Raw genomic sequence first — 22,424 nt, forward strand, 5'->3', positions numbered from 1 at the left:
GCCCATGACCCGTTTTCCCCATGGCGCACGCGTTGCGTGCGCCACCTCCGTTTCATGCGTCGACTCTGGCTTCCGCTTCTGATCGCAGTCCTGCTTGCCGCGTGCTCCAGCGCGCCGCAAAAGGTATCGCGCAGCGGCTCCTCTTCCAGCGAAAACGCGTGGCGCACCAAGCCGCCGGGCTTTCCCAATTTCGTCGATCACAGCGTGGGCCGCGAGGAAATCTCGATCCAGGCGATGGGCCTCGTCGGCATTCCGTATCGCTGGGGCGGCAATACGCCCGATAGCGGCTTCGATTGCAGCGGTCTCGTCAAATACGTGCTTGCACGCTCGGCCTCGGTGGACTTGCCCCGCACCACGGCCGACATGAGTATGCGCGGCGAAACGATCGAGCCCGACGAGATTGCCGCCGGCGACCTCGTGTTCTTCAATACGACGGGGCGGCCGCATTCGCACGTCGGGATCTACGTCGGCAACCTGCGCTTCGTCAACGCGCCTTCGACGGGCGGCACGGTGCGTCTCGACTATCTGACCAACCCCTACTGGGCCAGGCGCTTCGACGGCATCCGCCGCATGGCGCCGCCCAAACGCACGCCGTTCGAGACGCCGACCTGGGAAGCGTCTGCGCCGCCTGAACGCATGCCTGGTGCGAACGCCGCGCCACCGACTGCCGCAATGGCCAGCGTCGCGCCGGCTGCGGCGGCGCAGCCCGCGCCGCGAGCCGTGGCCGCAAGCCAGAACCACATCGTCGCGGCACCGCAGCCGGTCTATGCGGCAACGCCGGCCACCACGCAGACGGCATCCCCGGCCGACGCATTCGAGCCGCCGCCCGCCTCGCTCGGCGCGGCGCAGACGCAGGCACGCGACGCGGGCGCGCTCGCACCCGCGGTTGCGCCCGGCAACAACACGCCTTCATACGCTGCCAGCCCCGCCGCCAGCGCCCCGCGCGACGCCATCGACGCCGCCGCCGACGCCTTCGAGCCCCCGCCGCCCACGGCAAGCGCAGCGGCGCGCCAGGCCGGCCAGGTGGGCTCGACGCCGATCCAGGCGGCGTCGCCGGCCGCGGGTGGCGCGCAGATCATGCGCGCCTCGACAGCCGGCCCGGCCGCGCCCGCCCCGACCCAGTCCAGCGACGACCCCATCGCGCGCTTTGCCAACGGCGGCGACTGAAGCGGCGCCGCCGCGTCGCCGAGCGGCCTGTTGCCCCCGGCCGGACGACCAAGCATGCTTCCAGCGGTTTGCGGCGCCCCGCGCCTCTGCTATCGTTTTGGGACCGTTTTTCATACTTTCGCGCAGCGAGGCGACGATGGATCTTGGACTCAGCAAGAAGGTGGTACTCGTGACGGGCGGCAGCAAGGGCATTGGCCTTGCCTGCGCGCGCGCCTTTGCGCAGGAAGGCGCCCGCGTGGCGATCGTCTCGCGCGACCCCGCCAATCTCGCGCGCGCCCGCGAGCAGCTGGCGAGCGTTGGCCTGCACGTGCACCTCACGCGCGCGGACCTGCACGAAGCGCACAGCGCCGCCGACGTGGTCGAGGAAGTCTCCACCGCGGTCGGCCCCATCGATATCCTCGTCAACAGCGCGGGCGCGGCACGCCGCTACGACCCGGAAACGCTCGATGCGGACGCGTTCAGGGCCACGATGGAGGCGAAATATTTCCCCTACATCTACCCGCAGCAGGAGGTGCTGCGCCGCATGGTGCAGCGGATCAAGTCGGGCGAGAGCATGGAGCCCGGGGCGATCGTCAATATCATCGGCATGGGTGGCAAGTTCGCGAGCGACATCCATATCGCGGGCGGCGCGGCCAACGCGGCGCTGATGCTCGCGACCGTGGGCCTCGCGCATTACCACGCGCGCTACGGCATCCGCATCAATGCAATCAACCCCGGCGCCACGCTCACGGAACGGCTGCAGGAGGCCGTTCAGCTGGAGGCGCAACGCACGGGCGTCGGCCCACAGGAGGCCTTGGCGAGCGGCGAATCGAAGGTGCCGCTCGGGCGCTACGCGAAGCCGGAGGAAATCGCCGATGTGGCGCTCTTCCTCGCGAGCCGCCGCGCGAGCTACGTCACCGGCGCGCTCATTCCGATGGATGGGGCGAGCACGCCGCTGATCTAAATCTGAAGCGCCCGCCAGCGTGCGGGCGAGGCCTTAAAAGCACTGCGGCGCCCGAAGGCGCCGCAGGTTTTACATGAAGCGGTGACCGAGCCACCACGCGGCCGCGGCCAGCGTGGCCGAAGCCGGTATGGTCAGCACCCAGGCCCAGACGATGTTGCCCGCCACGCCCCAGCGCACCGCGCTGAGCTTCTGCGTCGCGCCAACGCCGACAATCGCGCCCGTGATCGTGTGCGTCGTCGAAACGGGAATACCCAGCGACGAAGCCGTGAAGAGCGTGAGCGCCCCGCCCGCCTCCGCACAGAAACCGCCCACCGGCTTGAGCTTCGTGATCTTCTGGCCCATCGTGCGCACGATGCGCCAGCCGCCGAACAACGTGCCGAGCCCCATCGACAGATAGCAGCCGCCGATCACCCAGATGGGCGGCGCGTCCGAGCCGATCGCCGAGTAGCCCGTTGCGATCAGCAGCATCCAGATGATGCCGATGGTCTTCTGCGCGTCGTTGCCGCCGTGGCCGAGGCTATAGAGGCTCGCAGAAAGCAGCTGCAGGCGCCGGAAGCGCCGGTCGACCTTGCTGGGCGGCGTGCGGAAGTACAGCCACGACACCGTGAGCATGAAGAACGAACCCAGCACGAAACCGAGCAGCGGCGAAATGAAGATGAACGCCACGGTCTTCATGAGGCCGTCGAAGTTGAGCGAGGCCCAGCCCGACTTCGCGAGCGCCGCGCCCACGAGACCGCCGATCAGCGCGTGCGACGAACTCGACGGAATGCCGTAGTACCAGGTGAGCACGTTCCAGCCGATCGCGCCCATCAACGCGCCGAACACCACGTAGTGGTCGACGATATCGGGGTCGATGGTGCCCTTGCCTACCGTCTGCGCCACCTTCAGGTGGAACACGAAATAGGCGATCACGTTGAACATGGCGGCGAAGGCCACCGCCTGCTGCGGCTTCAGGACACCCGTGGACACGACCGTGGCGATGGAATTCGCCGCGTCGTGAAAACCGTTCATGAAGTCGAAGACGAGAGCGATGGCGACCAGCGTCGCGACCGCCCAGAGAGCGAGTTGTATCGATTGCATCGCTGTGTGCTCAGGCGTTCTCTAGCACGATGCCTTCGATGATGTTCGCGACATCCTCGCACTTGTCCGTGATCGCCTCGAGCAGTTCGTAGATCGCCTTCAGCTTGATCAGGTTCTTGACGTCGTCTTCCTCGCGGAAGAGCTTCGAAATGGCCCCGCGCAGCAAGCGGTCGGCGTCGGATTCGAGGCGGTCGATGTCTTCGCAGGCCTGCAGGATCTCGCGCGCCTGCTTCATGTCGGAGAGCAGGCCCACCGCCAGCTGCACGCGCTCGGCCGTGGCCGTCACCACGTGCGCGAGCTGGCTCGCCTCGGCGGTCACGGCTTGCACGTCGTAGAGCGAAATGGCGGTGGCAACGTCCTCCATGAGGTCGAGGCAGTCGTCCATCGTCGTGATCAGCTTGTGGATCTCGTCGCGGTCGAGCGGCGTGATGAAGGTCTTGTGCAGCAGGTCGATCGCCTCGTGCGTGAGCTTGTCGGCGGCCTTTTCGGAGGCCTGCACATTCTGCTTGTGGACCTCGGCGTCAGCGAGGTTATCGATCAGGAGTTCGAGTTCGCGGCTCGCGGAAACGATGCATTTCGCATGCGCATTGAAAATCTCGAAGAACTTGCCCTCGGTGGGCATGAATCGGCCGAACATTGGTATCCCGGAAATTGGTCTCGGATTGCCGTCACGAAGCGGTGACTTCGCGTTCACTTCACGGCAACAAGGCGGCAAAATAAGCGACAGAGCTGACTGTCATAAAACGGCAATATTGTATCGTCAGGCGAGAGCTACCGCATGGATCGGCAGTCGCCAAAGCGGCATTTGCGCCACTTTGGCGCAAGCCGCGCAACGCTTTGCGTTATTCGCCGTAGAAGGTCTGCGCCCCGGCAAAATTATCGAACTTCGTGTATTGGCCGTGGAACGTGAGGCGAACGGGTCCGATCGGACCGTTACGCTGCTTGCCGATGATGATTTCGGCCGTGCCCTTGTCGGGACTGTCGGGGTTGTAGACTTCGTCGCGATAGATGAACAGGATGACGTCCGCGTCCTGTTCGATTGCGCCCGATTCGCGCAGATCCGACATCACCGGCCGCTTGTTCGGACGCTGCTCCAGCCCGCGATTCAGCTGCGAGAGCGCGATCACCGGGACATCCAGTTCCTTCGCCAGGCTCTTGAGCGAGCGCGAAATTTCCGAGATTTCGGTCGCGCGGTTCTCGCCCGTGCCCGAGCCGCTCATCAGCTGCAGGTAGTCGATGATGATGAGCCCGAGCTTGCCGCACTGGCGCGACAGACGCCGCGCGCGCGAGCGCAATTCCATCGGGTTCAGGCCGCCGGTTTCGTCGATGAAGATCTGCGCCTCGCTCATTTTCTGCACAGCGTGCGTGAGCTTCGGCCAATCCTCGTCGGTCAGGCGGCCCGTGCGCATGCGGTGCTGATCCAGACGGCCAACCGACCCGAGCATACGCATGATGAGCTGCGTGCCCGGCATTTCCATCGAGAACACCGCCACCGGCAGACCATACTCCACGGCCACGTACTCGCCGACGTTCATCGAGAACGCGGTCTTACCCATCGAGGGGCGCCCTGCCACGATGATCAGCTCGCCGCCATGCATGCCCGACGTCATGCGGTCGAGGTCCATGAAGCCCGTAGGCGTGCCCGTGACGTCGCTCGGGTTGGCCGTGTGATAGAGCGTGTCGATGCGCTCCACGACCTGCGTGAGCAGCGGCCCGATCTCGAGAAAGCCCTGGGTGCCGCGCGCGCCGTCTTCGGCGATCGAGAACACCTTCGACTCCGCCTCGTCGAGCAGCTGGCGCACTTCCTTGCCCTGCGGGTTGAAGGCGTCGGCGGAAATCTCGTCGGCGACGGAAACGAGGCGGCGCAGCACCGCGCGGTCACGCACGATTTCCGCGTAGCGGCGAATGTTCGCGGCGCTCGGCGTGTTCTGCGCGAGCGCGTTCAGGTACGCGAGGCCGCCCACGTCATCCGCTTTGCCCGAGGTGCCGAGCGCCTCGTACACCGTCACCACGTCGGCCGGGCGCGTGGCGGCGATCAGCCGGCCAATGTGCTCGAAGATGATGCGGTGGTCGTAGCGATAGAAGTCGCTTTGCGAGAGGAAGTCGGCAATCCGGTCCCATGCGCCGTTATCCAGCAGCAGGCCGCCGAGCACCGATTGCTCGGCTTCGATCGAATGCGGCGGGACTTTCAGCGAGTCGAGTTGGGGATCTTTCGGAGCGTTCATGGAGGGCAATTATCGGACAAGGGGGTGCCTCGAACAAGCTTGAAAACTTGCAACGCGCGTAGCGTCCAGGCAGCGCACAACAAAAAAGGCAGAAGCCCTGCGGCTCCTGCCCTTCCTGAGTCTTGCGTCAAACCGCGCGGCCCGCGAGGGCCGCACGTGGGTACTTAGGCGTGCTCGCCCAGCACCGACACCGTGACGTCGACGACGACGTCGGTGTGCAGCGCAACCTGCACCGGGTGGTCGCCCACCATCTTCAGCGGGCCTTCCGGCAGACGCACTTGCGCCTTTTCCACTGCGAAGCCTTGCTTCGTGAGCGCAACGGCGATGTCCGCGTTCGTGACCGAACCGAACAGGCGGCCGTCCACGCCGGCCTTCTGGCCGATCTGGACGGTCAGGCCGTTCAGCTTTTCGCCTTCGGCTTGAGCTGCTGCCAGCTTTTCAGCGGCGACCTTTTCGAGTTCTGCGCGGCGGACTTCGAATTCAGCGATTGCGTCCTTCGTAGCACGGCGTGCCTTCTTGTTCGGGATCAGGAAGTTACGTGCGTAACCGTCCTTCACCTTGACGATGTCGCCGAGGTTACCCAGGTTGACGACTTTTTCCAGAAGAATGATCTGCATTCTATTGCTCCTTATCGCGTCGTCTTATTAGGCCTTGTGCTGGTCGGTGTACGGCATCAGCGCGAGGAAACGCGCGCGCTTGATAGCCGTGTCCAGCTGACGCTGATAGTGGGCCTTCGTACCCGTCAGACGAGCCGGCGTGATCTTGCCGTTTTCGCCGATGAAGTCCTTCAGCGTATCGAGGTCCTTGTAGTCGATCTGCTCGACGCCTGCAGCCGTGAAGCGGCAGAACTTCTTGCGCTTGAAGAGCGGGTTTTGTTGCTGACGACGCTTGTCGAATTTCTTACCAGTCGGGCGGGGCATGATTAGTCCTTTCCTGTGCCTTGCATTTCGGTGATGTGAAACACCAGGGTTCGCGCATTGCGGTGCTTTTTCGCCAGAAAACCGGTGAAGAGCGCTTCCACGCCCATCTCACAGCTTTCTACGAGACCGCAGGCTTTGCCGGCCGCCACCGCGGGCATCGTGAGTTCGACGAAGCGGGGAATGCCGGCCTCGACGACCTCCGTGCGGTGCTGCAACGTGACGCTTGCGATCGGAACGCCGGCGGGGGTATACCGCACCGGTTCGCGTTCGACGACGCTAGCGGTAAGTTGAAGCCTGTTCACGCGGGGTTGGCTATGACTTTGCTCGAATCCTGATGGCTTACGTACTTAAGCCTGCGCTTCGGTCGGCTGGGCAGCCGCCTTCTTGGCTTCTTCGCGCTGCACTTCCTTCATCATCGGCGACGGGCCGGTTTCGGCCTTCTTCATCTTGACGATGAGGTGACGCAGAACAGCGTCGTTGAACTTGAACGCGTGTTCCAGTTCGTCGAGCGTGGTCTGGTCGCATTCGATGTTCATGCAGACGTAGTGAGCCTTCGCGAGTTTCTCGATCATGTAGGCCAGTTGACGACGGCCCCAGTCTTCGATGCGGTGGATCTGGCCACCGTGCGAGGTGATCGTGCCCTTGTAGCGCTCGATCATGGCGGGCACTTGCTCGCTCTGATCCGGGTGCACGATAAAGACGATTTCGTAATGACGCATGTATCACTCCTTTTGGATTAAAGCCACCCGGGCGTCGGAACCGGTGCGGCAAGTGAGAAGCCGAAGATTGTAGCGCGGATGGGCTACGCACGCAAGACAGATCGTGCGTTCTGGCGATGAATCGGGCGTGTTTTCAATGACTTGCGCGGCGGGGCGCGTACTGAAAGCGTCCCACCGCGCCCGTGTGGCGCGCCAGCTTAGCTGCCGGCCGCCTCGCTCGCGCCGCCCGCGAGACGGGCGTCGAGCGCCGCGCGCAGGCCGTCCAGCGCGTCCGCACCGGCGTCCGACACGGCCCACCAGGTCATGCCCGCCGCCTGCCAGCGCAGGAGTGCGTAGCCTTCGCTCGAACTCTGCGGCGGGGCGCCCGAGACGGCCGGTCCGCCCGCGCCCGGCGGGAACACATAGACATCGATCACGTGCTTGCCATGGTGATAGACGAGCACGGCGACGCGTTCGCGCCCCACATAATCGAGACGTCCGCCCGCGAGCGCAAAGCCCTGTTGCGCGAGATCGAAGACCGGCGGCGCGTAGTCGATGCGGCCGTTGAACCATGGCTTCACGGTATGGCGGTCCGTCGAGATCACGTCGATATCGCGGCCCGAAATCTGGGCCCGCACGTGGCTCGACACGAGATCGTCGACGAAGGCCGTCTCAGCGGCCGGGCGGCGCAGATGCAGCGTGGCGATCACCGCCAGCGCACAAAGGATCAACAACGCGCAGCCGAACCACGCGAGCGTGGCCGCGTGCGGCCCCGCGTTGGCGGACGCAGCGCCCCAGCCACGACCGCCCGCGATGCCACGCGCCCCGCCGCCGCTGCCCGGCCACCAGTTGCGCAGCCAGGCGCGCCAGCCGCCCGAGTCGTGTGCGGGGGCTGGCGAAGGTGTTGCCCTTTCAGGCGCCGCAACCGTTTCGGTCGCCGGCAATCCCGCGACGATGCGCGCAGCCAGCCCAGCCGGCGCACGGTGGTACGGCGCGGATCGAATCATTCGAGAGATGGCCTGCGCATCGTCGGCGACACGGCGGCATTGCTCGCAGCCTGCGAGATGCTCGCGCACACGCCATTCGTCGGCAGCGGAGAGTTCGCGGTCGACGCTCGCGTCGACCAGCGGGCGCGCTTCGTTACAGTTCATCTGGCGCCTCCGTCGTTCGGGCCTTCGGTTTGAGAGCGAGGGCGCAACGGCGCTCCGCCGTCGGCGGCCGGCTCCTCGCGGAACCGACCGCCGTTCCCCCGGCCGGATGGTCTCCTGGCTTGACTGCTTCCCCCGACTCCTGCCCTGTCGTCCGCGCAGCCGTGGGCGCGGACAACCGAATCGTCGGCAGTCTCATCGACTGCACTACCCGCGGCTGACCTGTTGCGCTCGCCGCCGTGGTACGCCGCCAGCAGCGTCGCCAACCGTCTGCGGCCACGCGCGAGCCGCGACATCACGGTGCCGAGCGGCAGATCGGCGATCGCCGCGATCTCGCGATAGCCCAGCTCCTCCAGCTCGCGCAGCACCAGTACTTCCCGATACTCCACCGGCAGGCGCCTGAGCGCGTCCTGCACGTGACGGGTGTCTTCGGCGCGGATCGCGAGCGTCTCGGGATCGACGCCGCCCGTTTCCCAGCCTTCGAGCGGCGCGTCGTCGCGCAACTCGTCGAACGGCGCCACCTCTTCCGCGCCCGCGCGCCGCCGCCATTCGTCGTACCAGACGCGCCGCACGATCGCGAGGAGCCAGGGACGGGCTTCATCGCCGCGAAACGCGTCGAAGAAGCGGAACGCCCGCAGAAACGCCTCCTGAACGATATCTTCCGCGTCGCCCGGGTTACGCGAGAGCCAGCGCGCGAGGTTGTAGGCCGCATCGAGATGCGGCAGCGCCAGCGCCTGAAAGCGGCGGCTGCGTGCGGCCTCATCCTGCTCGTACGCGGTTTCTCCCACGTCGTCCCCTCGCGTCTTCGTTTGGCTTACGCGACCGTGGCCGCATACAGGCACTACCGAAGCTCGGGCCAGTTTATTCCCGCTCCGTACGCACGAAAACGAAAAATAAATGCGAAGCGCGCGATTACGCGCCGGCCCAATACCCCGGCCGCGCGTAGACCTCCTTGAGGTAGTCGATGAAGTAGCGCACGCGCGCCGGCACGTAGCGCTGCTGCGGATACACCGCGAGGATGTCGTAATCGGGCAGCGCGTATTCGTCGAGCACCGTTTCGAGTTCGCCGCGCGCGAGCTGGGCGTCGATCTCCCAGGTCGAACGCCAGCCGAGGCCGAGGCTCTCGGTCACCCAGCGGTGCAGCAGCTCGCCGTCGTTACAGTCGAGCGTGCCGCCCACGCGCACGGTGACGAGCTTGCCGCCGCGGCTGAAGTACCAGCCGCGGTTCTGGCCGCCCTGCAGGTTGAACGCCAGGCAATTGTGGTTCGGCAGGTCTTCGAGCGCTTTCGGCCGCCCGTGCCTGCGGAAATATTCGGGCGTGCCGCACACGACGCGCCGGTTGGTGGCGAGCTTCACGGCGACGAAGTTCGGGTCCACCGCGCCGCCGATGCGAATCGACAGGTCGTAGCCCTCGCGCACCAGATCGACCACACGGTCGGTGAGATTGAACGACACCTGGAGTTCGGGCTTGTCGGCGAGAAACTCGGGGGCGAGCGGCGCCACGTGCTTGCGCCCGAACGCCGCCGGCGCCGACACGATCAGATGGCCGCTCACCACCTGGCGCCCGGCGGACAGCTCGTTTTCGGCCTGGTCCCAGTCGGCGAGCAGCCCGCGGCAGCGTTCGAGAAAGGCCGCGCCCTCCTCGCTCACCACGAGCCGCCGCGTGGAACGGTAGATGAGCTTCACGCCGAGGCGCTTTTCCAGCGCGTCGATACGACGCCCGAGGATCACCGGCGAGACGCCTTCCTCGAGCGCCGCCGCCGCGAGGCTGCCCGCGTCCGCGACGCGCACGAAGGTTTCGATCTGCTTGAAGCGGTCCATTGCTTGTCTCCATCCAGCCGGAAGCCGCATCCCGCCGGAATTCCATACTTTTTGTTTCGGAATAAACGACCTGGACTGATCTTATCAAACCTTTCCTGCGCCCCTAAAGTGGGCCTCAACGCATCGCCATTCCTCGCATACGAGACATTCAGGAGACAATCATGGCCAAAATGAGAGCCGTCGACGCCGCAGTGCTGGTGCTCGAAAAAGAAGGCATCGATACCGCTTTCGGCGTGCCGGGCGCAGCCATCAATCCGTTCTATTCGGCGATGAAAAAGGCTGGCGGCATCACGCACGTGCTGGCGCGCCACGTCGAAGGCGCCTCGCACATGGCCGAAGGCTATACGCGCGCCACGCCGGGCAACATCGGCGTGTGTATCGGCACCTCGGGCCCCGCGGGCACCGACATGATCACGGGCCTCTACTCGGCCCAGGCCGATTCGATTCCGATCCTCGCGATCACGGGCCAGGCGCCGCGCGCCCGCCTCTACAAGGAAGACTTCCAGGCCGTCGACATCGAGTCGATCGCCAAGCCCGTCACCAAGTGGGCCGTCACCGTGCGCGAGCCGGCGCTCGTGCCGCGCGTGTTCCAGCAGGCGTTCCATCTGATGCGCTCGGGCCGTCCGGGTCCGGTGCTGGTCGATCTGCCGATCGACGTGCAGCTCGCCGAAATCGAATTCGACATCGACACGTACGAGCCGCTGCCGGTCTACAAGCCGAAGGCGACGCGCAAGCAGATCGAAGCCGCGCTCGAACTGCTCAACGCCAGCGACAAGCCGCTGATCGTCTCGGGCGGCGGCGTGCTCAACGCAGCCGCCGAAGACCTGCTCGTGCAGTTCGCCGAAACGGTGGGCGTGCCCGTGATCCCGACGCTCATGTCGTGGGGCGCGATTGCCGACGACCATCCGCTCATGGCCGGCATGGTCGGCCTGCAGACCTCGCACCGCTACGGCAACGCCACGATGCTCGCCTCCGACTTCGTGCTCGGCATCGGCAACCGCTGGGCGAACCGCCATACGGGCAGCGTCGAGGTGTACACGAAGGGCCGCAAGTTCGTGCACGTCGATATCGAACCCACGCAGATCGGCCGCGTGTTCGGCCCCGATCTCGGCATCGTCTCGGACGCGAAGGCCGCGCTCGAACTGTTCGTCGAGATCGCCAGGGAATGGAAGGCCGCGGGCAAGCTGAAGGACCGCAGCGCGTGGGTGGCCGACTGCCAGCAACGCAAGCGCACGATGCTTCGCAAGACGCACTTCGAGAACACGCCGATCAAGCCGCAACGCGTGTACGAAGAGATGAACAAGGCGTTTGGCCGCGACACCTGCTACGTGAGCACCATCGGCCTTTCGCAGATCGCCGGCGCGCAGTTCCTGCACGTGTACAAGGCGCGCAACTGGATCAACTGCGGCCAGGCGGGCCCGCTCGGCTGGACGATTCCGGCGGCGCTCGGTGTGCGCGCAGCCGATCCGACGCGTCCCATCGTGGCGCTCTCAGGCGACTACGACTTCCAGTTCATGGTCGAAGAACTGGCCGTGGGCGCGCAGTTCAAGCTGCCTTACGTGCACGTGGTCGTGAACAACTCGTATCTCGGCCTGATCCGCCAGGCGCAGCGCGCGTTCGACATGGACTTCTGCGTGCAGCTCGCGTTCGAGAACATCAACGCGCCGGAAGTGAACGGCTATGGCGTGGATCACGTCACGGTCGCCGAAGGCCTCGGCTGCAAGGCGCTGCGCGTGTTCAAGCCGGAAGAGATCGCCCCGGCGCTCAAGCAGGCTCAAGCGCTCGCCGCCGAGCACAGCGTGCCGGTCGTCGTCGAAGTGATTCTCGAGCGTGTGACCAACATCTCGATGGGCACCGAGATCGACGCCATCAACGAGTTCGAGGAACTGGCCGAAAAGCCCGAGCACGCGCCGACTGCCATCAGCGCGATCAATGCCCTCGACTGAGCGCACTCGAGCCCGCATCAACGCAGCACGGGCAGCGCGCACGGCATCGGCGCGCTGCCTGACTGACTTCCTTTACTGACCGACCAGCGAGACCCAGCACCATGCCAAAATTCGCCGCGAACCTCACCATGCTGTTCAACGAAGTGCCCTTCCTCGACCGCTTCGCCGCGGCCGCGCAAGCGGGCTTCGACGCCGTGGAGTTCCTGTTCCCGTATCCATACAAGGCCGCCGAGCTGGCCGAGCGCCTCGAGGTCAACGGGCTCAAGCTCGTCCTCCACAACCTGCCCGCCGGCAACTGGGAAGCGGGCGAGCGCGGCATTGCCTGCCTGCCCGAGCGGCGCGGCGAGTTCCAGCAAGGCGTGGGCCGCGCGATCGACTATGCGAAGGCGCTGAAGGTGCCGCAACTGAACTGCCTCGTCGGCATTCCGACGGCCGGCGTCGATCGCGACACGGCGCTCGCCACCATCGTCGAGAACCTGCGCTACGCAGCCGGCGAACTGAAACGCGAAGGCATCCGCCTGCTCGTCGAGCCGTGCAATTCGTACGACATTCCCGGCTTCGCGCTGAACCGCTCGGGCGAAGCGCTCGACGTGATCGAAAAGACCGGCTCGGACAACCTGTTCCTGCAGTACGACATCTATCACATGCAGCGTATGGAAGGCGAACTCGCCGCGACGATCAAGAAGCACTTCGCGAAGATCGCCCACGTCCAGCTCGCCGACAATCCTGGCCGCAACGAACCGGGCACGGGCGAAATCAACTACCCGTTCCTGTTCGATCTGCTCGACTCGCTCGGCTACGAAGGCCACATCGGCTGCGAGTACAAGCCGCGCACGACGACCGTCGAAGGACTTGGCTGGCTGCGCAGCGCGAAGCAGCGCACCGCCGAACTCGCCTGAGCCCCTACGCACATTCACGCATTCGCTTTCACGGAGACACAAGATGGCAAAGATTGGCTTTATCGGACTCGGCATCATGGGCGCGCACATGGCACGCAACCTCATCAAGGGCGGCCACACGCTCGCCGTGAACGGCAAGTACCCGGTGCCCGACGACCTGCGCACGCAAACCGAAGTCGTCGCCGATTCGACGGCTGTCGCAAAGGTCTCGGACCTCGTCATCGTGATGGTGCCGGACACGCCTGATGTCGCCAACGTCCTGTTCGCCGACGACGGCGTCGCCAACGGTCTCTCGGCCGGCAAGCTCGTGATCGACATGAGCTCGATCTCGCCGCTCGAAACGCAGCAGTTCGCCAAACAGATCAACGCGCTCGGCTGCGACTATCTCGACGCGCCGGTCTCGGGCGGCGAAGTCGGCGCACGCGAAGCCACGCTCACGATCATGGTGGGCGGCCCGCAGCAGTCGTTCGATCTTGCCAAGCCGCTGTTCGAACTGATGGGCAAGAACATTTCGCTCATCGGTGACAACGGCGCGGGCCAGACCTGCAAGGTGGCGAACCAGATCATCGTCGCGCTGAACATCGAAGCCGTGGCCGAAGCGCTGCTGTTCGCGGCACGTTCGGGCGCGGACCCCGAGCGCGTGCGCAAGGCCCTCATGGGCGGCTTCGCTTCGTCGCGCATTCTCGAAGTGCACGGCGAGCGCATGACCAGGCGCACGTTCAATCCGGGCTTCCGCATCGAACTGCACCAGAAGGACCTGAACCTCGCGATCGACGGCGCGCGCAAGCTGGGCATCGCGCTGCCGCATACGGCGAGCGCGCAGCAGCTCTTCAGCGTGTGCGCCGCGAACGGCGGCAAGGCATGGGACCACTCGGCCATGATCCGCGCGCTCGAAATCATGGCGAACTTCGAGATCGCCGAGCCGCAAACGCAAGTGAAGGCGGCTTGAGTTTTAGCCGTAGCAGGCAGCAGGACGGCGGTTTGCGCGACGCAACGCGCGGACCGCCCGCAGAACCGGATCACGCATACCGGCTCGCGCGCAACGACTGAAGCGCACGAGCCTCCCGTGGGGCGCTTCGCGGCGGCGGCAACCGCCGCGAAGCAAATCGGTGCCGCTCTGGGCTGAGGGCGGCCAGTGGGGTCCGAAAGCGGCGCCCGGTGACGACGGGGAAGCCTTGGTCGGTCAGACGTCGTCATCGGGTGTCCGCGTGTCGGATGCCCGTTTTTCTTTGCCCTCTCTTTTCTCTCCCCGATTTCACACTCTTTGACGCTGCCCCGATGGACGCCTTCGCGGCCGCGTTTCTAGAATTGTGCTTTCATCCGGCTGTCACGCAGACGGGTCAAGGTGGACACGACGCGTGACCACCCAGTCATTTCCAGAACGTGAGGAGTGTGATCGATGGGCATTATCAATTTCATCAAGGAAGCAGGCGAAAAACTGTTCGGCACGGCTGCAGCGCCGGCCGCCGCCGCGGAACCCGCCGCCGCACCGGCAGACCCCGCAGCGAATCTCGCCGAACTGAACCAGAAGGCCGGCGACGCGATCGCGGCCTATATCCGCTCGCAGGGCCTCGACGCCGACAACCTCGGCGTGACCTACGACGGCGTCTCGCACACGGTGACGGTCACCGGCAACGCCGCCGACCAGCCGACGAAGGAGAAGATCCTCGTCGCGGCCGGCAACGTGCAGAACGTCGACAAGGTCGACGATCAGATGACCGTCACGAACCCCGCGCCCGAAGCGCAGCACCACACGGTCGTTGCCGGCGACAACCTCTGGAAGATCGCCGAAAAGTACTACGGCAGCGGCGCGAAGAACGACGCGATCTTCGAGGCGAACACGCCGATGCTCAAGAGCCCGGACAAGATCTATCCGGGTCAGGTGCTCGTGATTCCGCCGCTGCAGTAAGCGCGGCGCCACGCAAGCACGGCCAGAAACGCAACGGGCCTGGCGGAGCAATCCGCCAGGCCCGTTTCTCCTTGTGCGCGGCCAGCCTCAGTACGTGTCGAACACGTCCTGCAGTCCCGCCTTGTCGGTCGTGCCGGCTGCCAGCGCGAGCAGCAGCAGCACACGCGCCTTGTACGGGCTGAGCGTGCCCGACGAGACGAAGCCGAGCGTATCGTCCTTGGCCGCGCCGTTGTGCATCACATGACCCGAGCCGACGCGCGAGGCACGCACGACGGCCACGCCCTTGGCGGCCGCCTCGGCGAGCGACTGCTGCAACGAGCCGTGAATCGAGCCGTTGCCGGTACCGGCCACGACGAGCCCATCCACACCGGCGGCAACGAGCGCTTCGACCGCCGCGCGCGACACGCCCGCGTAGCTCGTCACGATCTCGACCTGCGGCCATTGCGCCGACGCCGCAAACGGCGCATCGACCGTATGCGGGCGCAGCGCGCGACGCTGGAATTCCACGCGGCCATCCTGCACCCAGCCCAGCGCGCCGATTTCCGGCGACTGGAAGGCATCCACCGCGTAGGTGCTGACCTTCGCGACGTCGCGCGCGCAATGAATGCGGTTATTGAACGCCACCAGCACGCCCTGCCCGGCCGCCGCCTCGCTCGCCGCGAGCGTGACGGCATTGAGCAGATTGAGCGGGCCGTCGGCGGAGAGCGCCGTGGCGGGCCGCATGGCCGCCGTCAAAATGCATGGCTTCGCGCTCTTCACCGTGAGATGCAGCAGGTACGCGGTTTCTTCGAGCGTATCGGTGCCGTGCGTGATCACCACGCCATCGACTTCGTCGCTGGCCAGCAGTTCGTTCACGCGCTGCGCGAGCGTGGTCCACAGCGCAAGCGACATGTCCTTGCTGTCGATGCTCGCGATCTGCTCGGCATGGATCTGCGCGATGGCGTCGATGCCCGGCACCGCTGCGAGCAGTTGCGCGACGCCGATCACGCCGGCCTGGTAGCCCGCGGTGTTCGCGGCGTCCGCGGCGGAGCCCGCAATCGTGCCGCCGGTGGCGAGCACGGCGATGCGCGGCAGCGCGCTGGGCGCCGCCGCGGAAGAGGAAGTGGAAGTATTCATGGCGGCGATTTTAAGCGATCCGCCGCCCGCCGAGAAAATCAGCGCGCTTTTCAGGTTGCCTCGCGCAGCTGGCTCGCGATCTGCTGCTCGGTCAGCTGCGGCGCGAACATTTCGATGAGCCGGTATGCGTACTGGCGCAGGAACGCGCCCTTGCGCAGGCCCACCCGGGTCGTGCTCGCGTCGAAGAGATGCTCCGTGTCGAGCGCGACGAGTTCGCTGTCGCGCTTCGGGTCGTAGGCCATCGCCGCGACGATGCCCACGCCCATGCCGAGTTCGACGTAGGTCTTGATCACGTCCGCGTCGATGGCGGTCAGCACCACGTCGGGCACCACGCTCGCCTTCGCGAACGCCTGGTCGATATGCGAGCGGCCCGTGAAGTCCTGGTCGTAGGTGATGACCGGATACTCGGCCACGTCTTCGAGCGTGAGATTTTCGCGGCCCACGAGCGGATGCGTCTTCGGCACGACCACCACGTGATGCCACGAGTAGCACGGGAACGTGACGATATCGGGGAAGCGGTCGAGCGCCTCGGTCGAGATGCCGAGGTCGGCCTCGCCGTTGATGATCATCTGCGCGATCTGCTGCGGATTGCCCTGGCGCAGCGCGAGGTGGACCTTCGGAAACACTTCGCGGAACTGGTGCACGACCTTCGGCAGCGCGTAACGCGCCTGCGTGTGCGTCGTCGCGACCACGAGGTGGCCGCTGTCCTGGTCGGCGAACTGGCGCGCGACGCGGCGCAGGTTCTCGGCGTCGAGCAGCATTCGCTCGATCAGCTGATGCACGGCCTTGCCCGGCTCCGTGAGGCCGGTCAGACGCTTGCCGCGGCGAATGAAAATGTCCACGCCGAGTTCGTCTTCGAGATCCTTGATCTGCTTGGAGACGCCCGATTGCGACGTATACAGCACGTTCGCGACTTCGGTCAGGTTCATGTTCTGCCGCACGGCTTCGCGCACGAAGCGCAACTGCTGAAAATTCATGGTCTTCTCTCCAGGACTGCTGACCGATTATTCGTTTTTGTCGATGTGAGCACTGTAACGCTCATTGCGCCGGAAATACGCGCAGCCCGCGCGGCACCGCCGTCACGCCCTCGCCCACCGAAAGCCCCAGCGCGCGCCACGACTCGCGGTCGAGCTCGGCTTCGAGCGCGCCGCCCGTGCGGCTTTCCAGCTCCACGCGCACCGAGCCGCCCAGCGTCACCACGCGGCGCACGTCGACGACGATGCCGTCGCGATGATCGCTCGCTTCGCGGTGCAGCACGAGGTCGTGCGGCCGTACGTAGGCAAGCGCCGGGCCTTCGAAGCCCGCGTGCACCGAGATCGGCTGCGCGGCGCCCTCGGCGACGAAACCGCGTGCGTCGACGCTGCCGCGCAGCCGGTTCGCGGCGCCGAGGAATTCGTAGACGAAAGCCGTCTGCGGATGATCATAGACGTCCTGCGGGCTGCCCACCTGCTCCACGTGCCCATGATTCATCACGACGATGCGATCGGCCACCTCGAGCGCCTCCTCCTGGTCGTGCGTAACGAAGATCGTCGAGATGTGCAGGTCGTCGTGCAGGCGCCGCAGCCACGAGCGCAACTCCTTGCGCACCTTGGCGTCGAGCGCACCGAACGGTTCGTCGAGCAGCAGCACCTTCGGCTCGACGGCGAGCGCGCGCGCCAGCGCGATGCGCTGACGCTGGCCGCCCGACAGCTCGGACGGATAGCGCTGCGCGAGCCAGTCGAGTTGCACGAGCTTGAGCAATTCATGCACCTTCGCGCGAATCACGGCCTCCGAGGGCCGCTCGCTGCGCGGCTTCACGCGCAGGCCGAACGCCACGTTCTCGAACACCGTCATGTGGCGGAACAGCGCGTAATGCTGGAACACGAAGCCCACCTGGCGCTCGCGCGCGCCCACCTCGCCCACGTCCTGGCCTTGCAGCACGACCTGGCCCGCGTCGGCGTATTCGAGGCCCGCGATCACGCGCAGCAGCGTGGTCTTGCCACAACCGGAAGGTCCGAGCAGCGCAACCAGTTCGCCCGGCGGAAAGTCGAGCGAGACGTTGTCGAGGGCGGTGAAGTCGCCGAAGCGCTTGTGCAGATTGCTGACGGTGATGCCCATGTTTACTGCTCCCCTGCTTGAATCGGTTGGCGCACGGCGCGAGGCGCTGCGTGTTGTGAAACGTGTTGCACGGCCACGGCTTGCGGGCCGGCGTAAGCGGGAATCTCGTCCGCGCGGCGCAGTTGCGCCGAAAGGCGGCGCTCCGCGAGCAGCTTCAGGCCGAGCGTGACGAGCGCGAGCAACGCGAGCAGCGATGCGACGGCAAATGCCGCCGCGAAGTTGTACTCGTTGTAAAGGATCTCGACGTGCAGCGGCATCGTGTCGGTCTGGCCGCGAATATGACCCGACACCACGGAGACTGCGCCGAACTCGCCCATCGCACGCGCATTGCAGAGAATCACGCCGTACAGCAGACCCCAGCGGATATTGGGCAGCGTCACGCGGCGGAACATCTGCCAGCCCGAGGCGCCCAGCACGTGGGCGGCCTCTTCTTCGTCGTTGCCCTGCGCCTGCATCAGCGGAATCAGCTCGCGCGCGACGAACGGGAACGTCACGAAGATCGTGGCGAGCACGATGCCCGGCACCGCGAAGATGATCTGCACGTCGTGGTCTTCGAGCCAAGGTCCGAGCCAGCCCTGCGCACCGAACAGCAGCACGTAGATGAGCCCTGAAATCACGGGCGAAACCGAAAACGGCAGGTCGATCAGCGTGGTTAGCAGCGCTTTGCCGCGAAACTCGAACTTCGCGATCGCCCATGAAGCCGCGAGGCCGAAGGCCAGATTCAGCGGCACCGCGATCGCCGCGGTGATGAGCGTGAGCCTGATCGCGGCGAGCGCATCGGGATCGACGAGCGACGTGAAATAGAAGCCGATGCCCTTCGACAACGCCTGCCAGAACACGGCGACGAGAGGCACCACGAGAAACAGCGCGAGAAACGCGAGCGCGATGCCAGTCAGCAGCCAGCGCACCCACGCTGATTCGGTGACCGGATCCGGCCGGCGCGTGCTGCGTTGTTGCGGCAGCGTGCTCATTGCGCACCTCCCGCGACGGTTGCGCCCGCCACGGCATTCGGCGCGCTGCCGGCCGAGACGCCGCGGCTCGTGCGGCGTTGCAAATACCACTGCAGCGAATTGATGAGGAGCAGCATGACGAACGACACGCAGAGCATCATTACGGCGAGTGCCGTCGCGCCCGCATAGTCGTATTGCTCGAGCTTCGTGATGATGAGCAGCGACGTGATCTCCGACTTCATCGGCACGTTGCCGGCGATGAAGATGACCGAGCCGTACTCGCCCAGCGCACGCGCGAACGCGAGCGCGAAGCCGGTGAGGAGCGCCGGCAGCACCGCGGGCAGCACGACACGGCGGAACGTGAGCCAGCGCGTTGCGCCGAGGCACGCGGCGGCCTCTTCCTGTTCGCGCTCGAAGTCCTCGAGCACCGGCTGCACCGTGCGCACGACGAACGGCAAGCCGATGAAGGTCAGCGCCACGAGCACGCCGAGCGGCGTGAAGGCGACCTTCAGACCGAGCGGCTGCAGAAACTGGCCGATCCAGCCGTTGCCCGCATACACGGCGGCGAGTGAAATGCCCGCCACGGAAGTGGGCAATGCGAACGGCAGATCGACGAGCGCATCGATCACCCGTTTGAACGGGAACGTATAGCGCACGAGCACCCAAGCGAGCAGGAAGCCGAATACCGCATTGATCAGTGCCCCGCCGAGCGCGGCGCTGAACGTGAGCCGGTACGACGCGATCACGCGCGGCGACCACACGGCGCGCACGAACTGGCTCCAGTCGAGTGTCGCCGTCTTGAGAAAGGTGGCGGCAAGCGGAATGAGCACCACGAGGCTCAGGTAAGCCACCGTGATGCCGAGCGTCAAGCCGAAGCCAGGCAGCGCACTGGGCTTGCGCAATCGAAACGTTGTCATGCTCATCGTCCAGACATGGGTTGCGCGATTCGTGCGTTGCCAATTCGCGCCGAAAAGCGCGCCCGTAGGCGCGCTTCGTTGTTATGCGGTCACGTCGTTATGCGGACCGCGTACTGCCCGACAGCTTTACTGCGGCTGATAGATCGAATCGAACACGCCGCCATCTGCGAAATGCGTCTTCTGCGCGTTGGGCCAGCCGCCGAAGGTGTCGTCGACCGTGTAGAGCTTGAGCTTCGGAAACTTCGCCGTGAGCGCCGCCGGGACCTTGTCCGAACGCGGACGGTAGAAGTTCTTCGCGGCGATCTCCTGGCCCTCTTCGCTATAGAGGAACTGCAGGTAGGCCTCGGCCTCCTTGCGCGTGCCCTTCTTGTCGACGACCTTGTCCACCACGGCGACCGGCGGCTCAGCCAGAATGCTCACGGAGGGCACCACGATCTCGAACTTGTCCGGGCCGAACTCCTTGAGCGAGAGAAATGATTCGTTCTCCCATGCAATCAGCACATCGCCGATGCCGCGCTGCACGAAGCTCGTCGTCGCGCCGCGCGCGCCCGAATCGAGCACGCCCGCGTTCTTGTAGAGCTTCGCGACGAAGTCCTTCGCCTTCTGCTCGTTGCCGCCCGGCTGGTGCAGCGCATACGCCCACGCCGCGAGATAGTTCCAGCGCGCGCCACCCGAGGTCTTCGGATTCGGCGTGACGATCGAGACGCCCGGTTTGGTCAGATCGTCCCAGTCCTTGATGTGCTTGGGGTTGCCCTTGCGCACGAGGAACACGATGGTCGACGTGTACGGCGAGGCGTTGTCGGGCAGACGCTTTTGCCAGTCCTTCGCGACGATGCCCTTGTTGGCGAGCGCGTCGATGTCCCATGCCAGCGCGAGCGTCACGACGTCGGACTGCAGGCCGTCGAGCACCGAGCGCGCCTGTGCGCCCGAGCCGCCATGCGACTGCTTGATGGTGAGCGTTTCGCCCGTCTTCGCCTTCCACTGCTTGATGAAGGCTTCGTTGATGTCCTGGTACAGCTCGCGCGTCGGATCGTAGGAGACATTGAGCAGCGAGGTATCCGCGTGAGCGGCGATGGGCGCCATGGCCGCCATCGCCGTGACCCCGACGAGCGGCGCAACGCCGATGACCAGTTTTGCCGCCAGTGTTTTCAGCCAGCCCGCGCGCCCCGTATGTGTCGTGCCCATCTATCTGTTCTCCGTTCTCGTGTGTGCTCGTTTGCGCTCATTGGTGAGTTGCAGCTAACGATGGAGGCCAGTCTAGCGATCCGCTTACATTATTAAAAATGATGTTTTCTCATTTTTTAATACGCAAAAGTGGTAAGGGCAGAGGAAGTCGCTGCTGGAACGCGGTTTCATCCGCGCAAACACGGGAAAGCGGCCTGATGGCAACGCTCAGTCGATGAACTTCAAGTAACACTTGAAAAGTGGCGAGTACTGTATAAAAATACAGTTACCTGTTCAAACATACAGTGGCGCCATGACCAAACTCACCGCACGACAGCAGCAGGTTTTCGATCTGGTTCGCCGGGCCATCGAGCGCACGGGCTTCCCGCCCACGCGCGCCGAGATCGCGGCGGAACTCGGCTTCAGCTCGGCCAACTCCGCGGAGGAGCATCTGCGTGCGCTGGCGCGCAAGGGCGTGATCGAACTGGCTGCGGGCGCCTCGCGCGGCATCCGTCTCGTGCCGGGGCCCGACGACCTGCCGCACCAGTTCACGCTCCCGCACCCGAGCATCATGCAGCTCTCGCTGCCGCTCGTCGGCCGCGTCGCGGCGGGTAGCCCGATCCTCGCGCAGGAGCACATCTCGCAGAACTACATGTGCGACCCGGCGCTCTTCTCGAGCCGCCCCGACTACCTCCTGAAGGTGCGCGGCCTGTCCATGCGCGACGCCGGCATCCTCGACGGCGACCTGCTAGCCGTGCAGAAGAAGGCCGAAGCGAAAGACGGCCAGATCATCGTGGCGCGCCTTGGCGACGACGTCACCGTGAAGCGCCTGAAGCGCCGTCCGAACGGGCTCGAGCTGATCGCCGAGAACCCCGACTACGACAATATTTTTGTCGAGGCCGGCAGCGCGGAATTCGCGCTCGAAGGCATTGCGGTCGGCCTGATCCGCCCCACCGAATTCTAAGCAATCCGTCTGCGCGTAGTTTGCGCGCAGTTCGCGCAGAGTTTGCGCACGCACCGTCTGCGCACTACCTGGAGAGAGTCATGGAACGCCTTGCCCGCCTGCTGCCCTTCCGCCAATTCGGCCGTCTTCGCCATCTCCGTGGAATCGCCTCGTGCGCGGTCCGCGAAGTGCGCGGTTCGGCTGCCGCGCTGAGCGGCTCGCTTTTCGAAGACTCGCCAGAGATGGTGGCGGCCAGCACGGCCGACCTGCCCGTGCTGCCCTCGGCCCAGCCCGCGTTTGCGCGCGTGTCGCTCAACAGCACGCTCAACACCGAACAGCCCATGCGCCGCGCGCCCGTGCGCGTCTATCAGGGCCCGTCGCGGCTCATCCTCGTCGGTACGGTCGACGCGGTTTGCCGCGCGATCGACCGCTGCATCGCCGAACAGCACAGCGACCTGCCCGCGGCGCTCGCGAAGTAAGC

General features: G+C 65.5%; 24 protein-coding genes. 8 read left to right on the forward strand and 16 right to left on the reverse strand.

Annotated elements, in window-relative coordinates; translation table 11 throughout:
• Positions 1 to 54 precede the first annotated feature (54 nt).
• Positions 55 to 1,167: an NlpC/P60 family protein gene (locus tag AB4Y40_RS02900; protein WP_368686378.1), complete on the forward strand. Its 1,113-nt coding sequence runs from the start codon at positions 55 to 57 to the stop codon at positions 1,165 to 1,167.
• A 136-nt stretch (positions 1,168 to 1,303) separates the two neighbouring features.
• Entirely contained in the window at positions 1,304 to 2,110 is an 807-nt protein-coding gene (locus AB4Y40_RS02905; protein ID WP_368686379.1) for an SDR family oxidoreductase, read from the forward strand.
• A gap of 69 nt (positions 2,111 to 2,179) precedes the next feature.
• Here AB4Y40_RS02905 and AB4Y40_RS02910 read toward each other — a convergent pair whose 3' ends face one another.
• From AB4Y40_RS02910 to AB4Y40_RS02955, 10 genes are all read right to left on the reverse strand, one after another.
• Positions 2,180 to 3,190, reverse strand: a complete 1,011-nt coding sequence (locus AB4Y40_RS02910) for an inorganic phosphate transporter (protein WP_254314094.1) — start codon at positions 3,188 to 3,190, stop codon at positions 2,180 to 2,182.
• A 10-nt stretch (positions 3,191 to 3,200) separates the two neighbouring features.
• A complete protein-coding gene (locus AB4Y40_RS02915; protein WP_069267536.1) occupies positions 3,201 to 3,827 on the reverse strand; it encodes a DUF47 domain-containing protein in 627 nt (208 codons plus the stop codon).
• Between the two features lie 205 nt (positions 3,828 to 4,032).
• Positions 4,033 to 5,415 carry a replicative DNA helicase gene (locus AB4Y40_RS02920; RefSeq protein ID WP_368686380.1) on the reverse strand — a complete coding sequence of 461 codons (1,383 nt, stop codon included), beginning with the start codon at positions 5,413 to 5,415 and terminating at the stop codon, positions 4,033 to 4,035.
• A gap of 164 nt (positions 5,416 to 5,579) precedes the next feature.
• Positions 5,580 to 6,032 carry a 50S ribosomal protein L9 gene (rplI, locus tag AB4Y40_RS02925; protein ID WP_254314096.1) on the reverse strand — a complete coding sequence of 151 codons (453 nt, stop codon included), beginning with the start codon at positions 6,030 to 6,032 and terminating at the stop codon, positions 5,580 to 5,582.
• Positions 6,033 to 6,059: 27 nt separating this feature from the next.
• A complete protein-coding gene (rpsR, locus tag AB4Y40_RS02930) occupies positions 6,060 to 6,335 on the reverse strand; it encodes a 30S ribosomal protein S18 (RefSeq protein ID WP_110384466.1) in 276 nt (91 codons plus the stop codon).
• Positions 6,336 to 6,337: 2 nt separating this feature from the next.
• Positions 6,338 to 6,637, reverse strand: a complete 300-nt coding sequence (gene priB, locus AB4Y40_RS02935) for a primosomal replication protein N (protein ID WP_028204898.1) — start codon at positions 6,635 to 6,637, stop codon at positions 6,338 to 6,340.
• Positions 6,638 to 6,682: 45 nt separating this feature from the next.
• Entirely contained in the window at positions 6,683 to 7,054 is a 372-nt protein-coding gene (gene rpsF / locus AB4Y40_RS02940; RefSeq protein ID WP_028204897.1) for a 30S ribosomal protein S6, read from the reverse strand.
• A gap of 197 nt (positions 7,055 to 7,251) precedes the next feature.
• Positions 7,252 to 8,184 carry an anti-sigma factor gene (locus AB4Y40_RS02945; RefSeq protein WP_368686381.1) on the reverse strand — a complete coding sequence of 311 codons (933 nt, stop codon included), beginning with the start codon at positions 8,182 to 8,184 and terminating at the stop codon, positions 7,252 to 7,254.
• Positions 8,181 to 8,969: an RNA polymerase sigma factor gene (locus AB4Y40_RS02950; RefSeq protein WP_368686382.1), complete on the reverse strand. Its 789-nt coding sequence runs from the start codon at positions 8,967 to 8,969 to the stop codon at positions 8,181 to 8,183. The genes AB4Y40_RS02945 and AB4Y40_RS02950 overlap by 4 nt, the downstream gene beginning before the upstream one ends.
• Positions 8,970 to 9,093: 124 nt before the next feature.
• Positions 9,094 to 10,002 carry a LysR family transcriptional regulator gene (locus AB4Y40_RS02955; RefSeq protein ID WP_368686383.1) on the reverse strand — a complete coding sequence of 303 codons (909 nt, stop codon included), beginning with the start codon at positions 10,000 to 10,002 and terminating at the stop codon, positions 9,094 to 9,096.
• 161 nt (positions 10,003 to 10,163) lie between these two features.
• Between AB4Y40_RS02955 and gcl the strand changes: the two genes are divergently transcribed.
• From gcl to lysM, 4 genes are all read left to right on the forward strand, one after another.
• Entirely contained in the window at positions 10,164 to 11,948 is a 1,785-nt protein-coding gene (gcl, locus tag AB4Y40_RS02960) for a glyoxylate carboligase (RefSeq protein WP_368686384.1), read from the forward strand.
• Positions 11,949 to 12,049: 101 nt separating this feature from the next.
• The gene (gene hyi, locus AB4Y40_RS02965; protein ID WP_368686385.1) at positions 12,050 to 12,847 is read left to right on the forward strand and encodes a hydroxypyruvate isomerase; all 798 of its coding nucleotides are present in this window, start codon (positions 12,050 to 12,052) and stop codon (positions 12,845 to 12,847) included.
• A gap of 43 nt (positions 12,848 to 12,890) precedes the next feature.
• Positions 12,891 to 13,796, forward strand: coding sequence for a 2-hydroxy-3-oxopropionate reductase (locus AB4Y40_RS02970; protein WP_368686386.1), 906 nt, complete (start codon positions 12,891 to 12,893; stop codon positions 13,794 to 13,796).
• A gap of 450 nt (positions 13,797 to 14,246) precedes the next feature.
• Positions 14,247 to 14,756, forward strand: a complete 510-nt coding sequence (lysM, locus tag AB4Y40_RS02975) for a peptidoglycan-binding protein LysM (protein ID WP_069267544.1) — start codon at positions 14,247 to 14,249, stop codon at positions 14,754 to 14,756.
• A gap of 87 nt (positions 14,757 to 14,843) precedes the next feature.
• Here the strand turns inward: lysM and AB4Y40_RS02980 are convergent, their stop codons facing one another.
• From AB4Y40_RS02980 to AB4Y40_RS03005, 6 genes are all read right to left on the reverse strand, one after another.
• Positions 14,844 to 15,872, reverse strand: a complete 1,029-nt coding sequence (locus tag AB4Y40_RS02980; RefSeq protein WP_368686387.1) for an asparaginase — start codon at positions 15,870 to 15,872, stop codon at positions 14,844 to 14,846.
• 50 nt (positions 15,873 to 15,922) lie between these two features.
• Positions 15,923 to 16,849, reverse strand: a complete 927-nt coding sequence (locus AB4Y40_RS02985) for a CysB family HTH-type transcriptional regulator (RefSeq protein ID WP_266228933.1) — start codon at positions 16,847 to 16,849, stop codon at positions 15,923 to 15,925.
• 61 nt (positions 16,850 to 16,910) lie between these two features.
• Positions 16,911 to 17,969 carry a sulfate/molybdate ABC transporter ATP-binding protein gene (locus AB4Y40_RS02990; RefSeq protein ID WP_368686388.1) on the reverse strand — a complete coding sequence of 353 codons (1,059 nt, stop codon included), beginning with the start codon at positions 17,967 to 17,969 and terminating at the stop codon, positions 16,911 to 16,913.
• Between the two features lie 2 nt (positions 17,970 to 17,971).
• Positions 17,972 to 18,940 carry a sulfate ABC transporter permease subunit CysW gene (gene cysW / locus AB4Y40_RS02995; RefSeq protein WP_368686389.1) on the reverse strand — a complete coding sequence of 323 codons (969 nt, stop codon included), beginning with the start codon at positions 18,938 to 18,940 and terminating at the stop codon, positions 17,972 to 17,974.
• On the reverse strand, positions 18,937 to 19,836 hold the full coding sequence (gene cysT / locus AB4Y40_RS03000; protein ID WP_368686390.1) for a sulfate ABC transporter permease subunit CysT: 900 nt from the start codon (positions 19,834 to 19,836) through the stop codon (positions 18,937 to 18,939). Before cysT ends, cysW begins: the two co-directional genes overlap by 4 nt.
• A 126-nt stretch (positions 19,837 to 19,962) precedes the next feature.
• The gene (locus tag AB4Y40_RS03005; RefSeq protein ID WP_368686391.1) at positions 19,963 to 21,021 is read right to left on the reverse strand and encodes a sulfate ABC transporter substrate-binding protein; all 1,059 of its coding nucleotides are present in this window, start codon (positions 21,019 to 21,021) and stop codon (positions 19,963 to 19,965) included.
• 292 nt (positions 21,022 to 21,313) lie between these two features.
• On the opposite strand from AB4Y40_RS03005, the gene lexA reads away from it, so the two are divergent.
• On the forward strand, positions 21,314 to 21,964 hold the full coding sequence (gene lexA / locus AB4Y40_RS03010) for a transcriptional repressor LexA (protein ID WP_042268621.1): 651 nt from the start codon (positions 21,314 to 21,316) through the stop codon (positions 21,962 to 21,964).
• A gap of 80 nt (positions 21,965 to 22,044) precedes the next feature.
• Complete coding sequence (locus AB4Y40_RS03015) at positions 22,045 to 22,422, forward strand: hypothetical protein (RefSeq protein ID WP_133184263.1); 378 nt, start codon at positions 22,045 to 22,047, stop codon at positions 22,420 to 22,422.
• The last annotated feature ends 2 nt before the right edge of the window (positions 22,423 to 22,424 follow it).

It is taken from the genome of Paraburkholderia sp. EG287B (genome assembly GCF_040965595.1).
Taxonomy (GTDB): Bacteria; Pseudomonadota; Gammaproteobacteria; order Burkholderiales; family Burkholderiaceae; genus Paraburkholderia.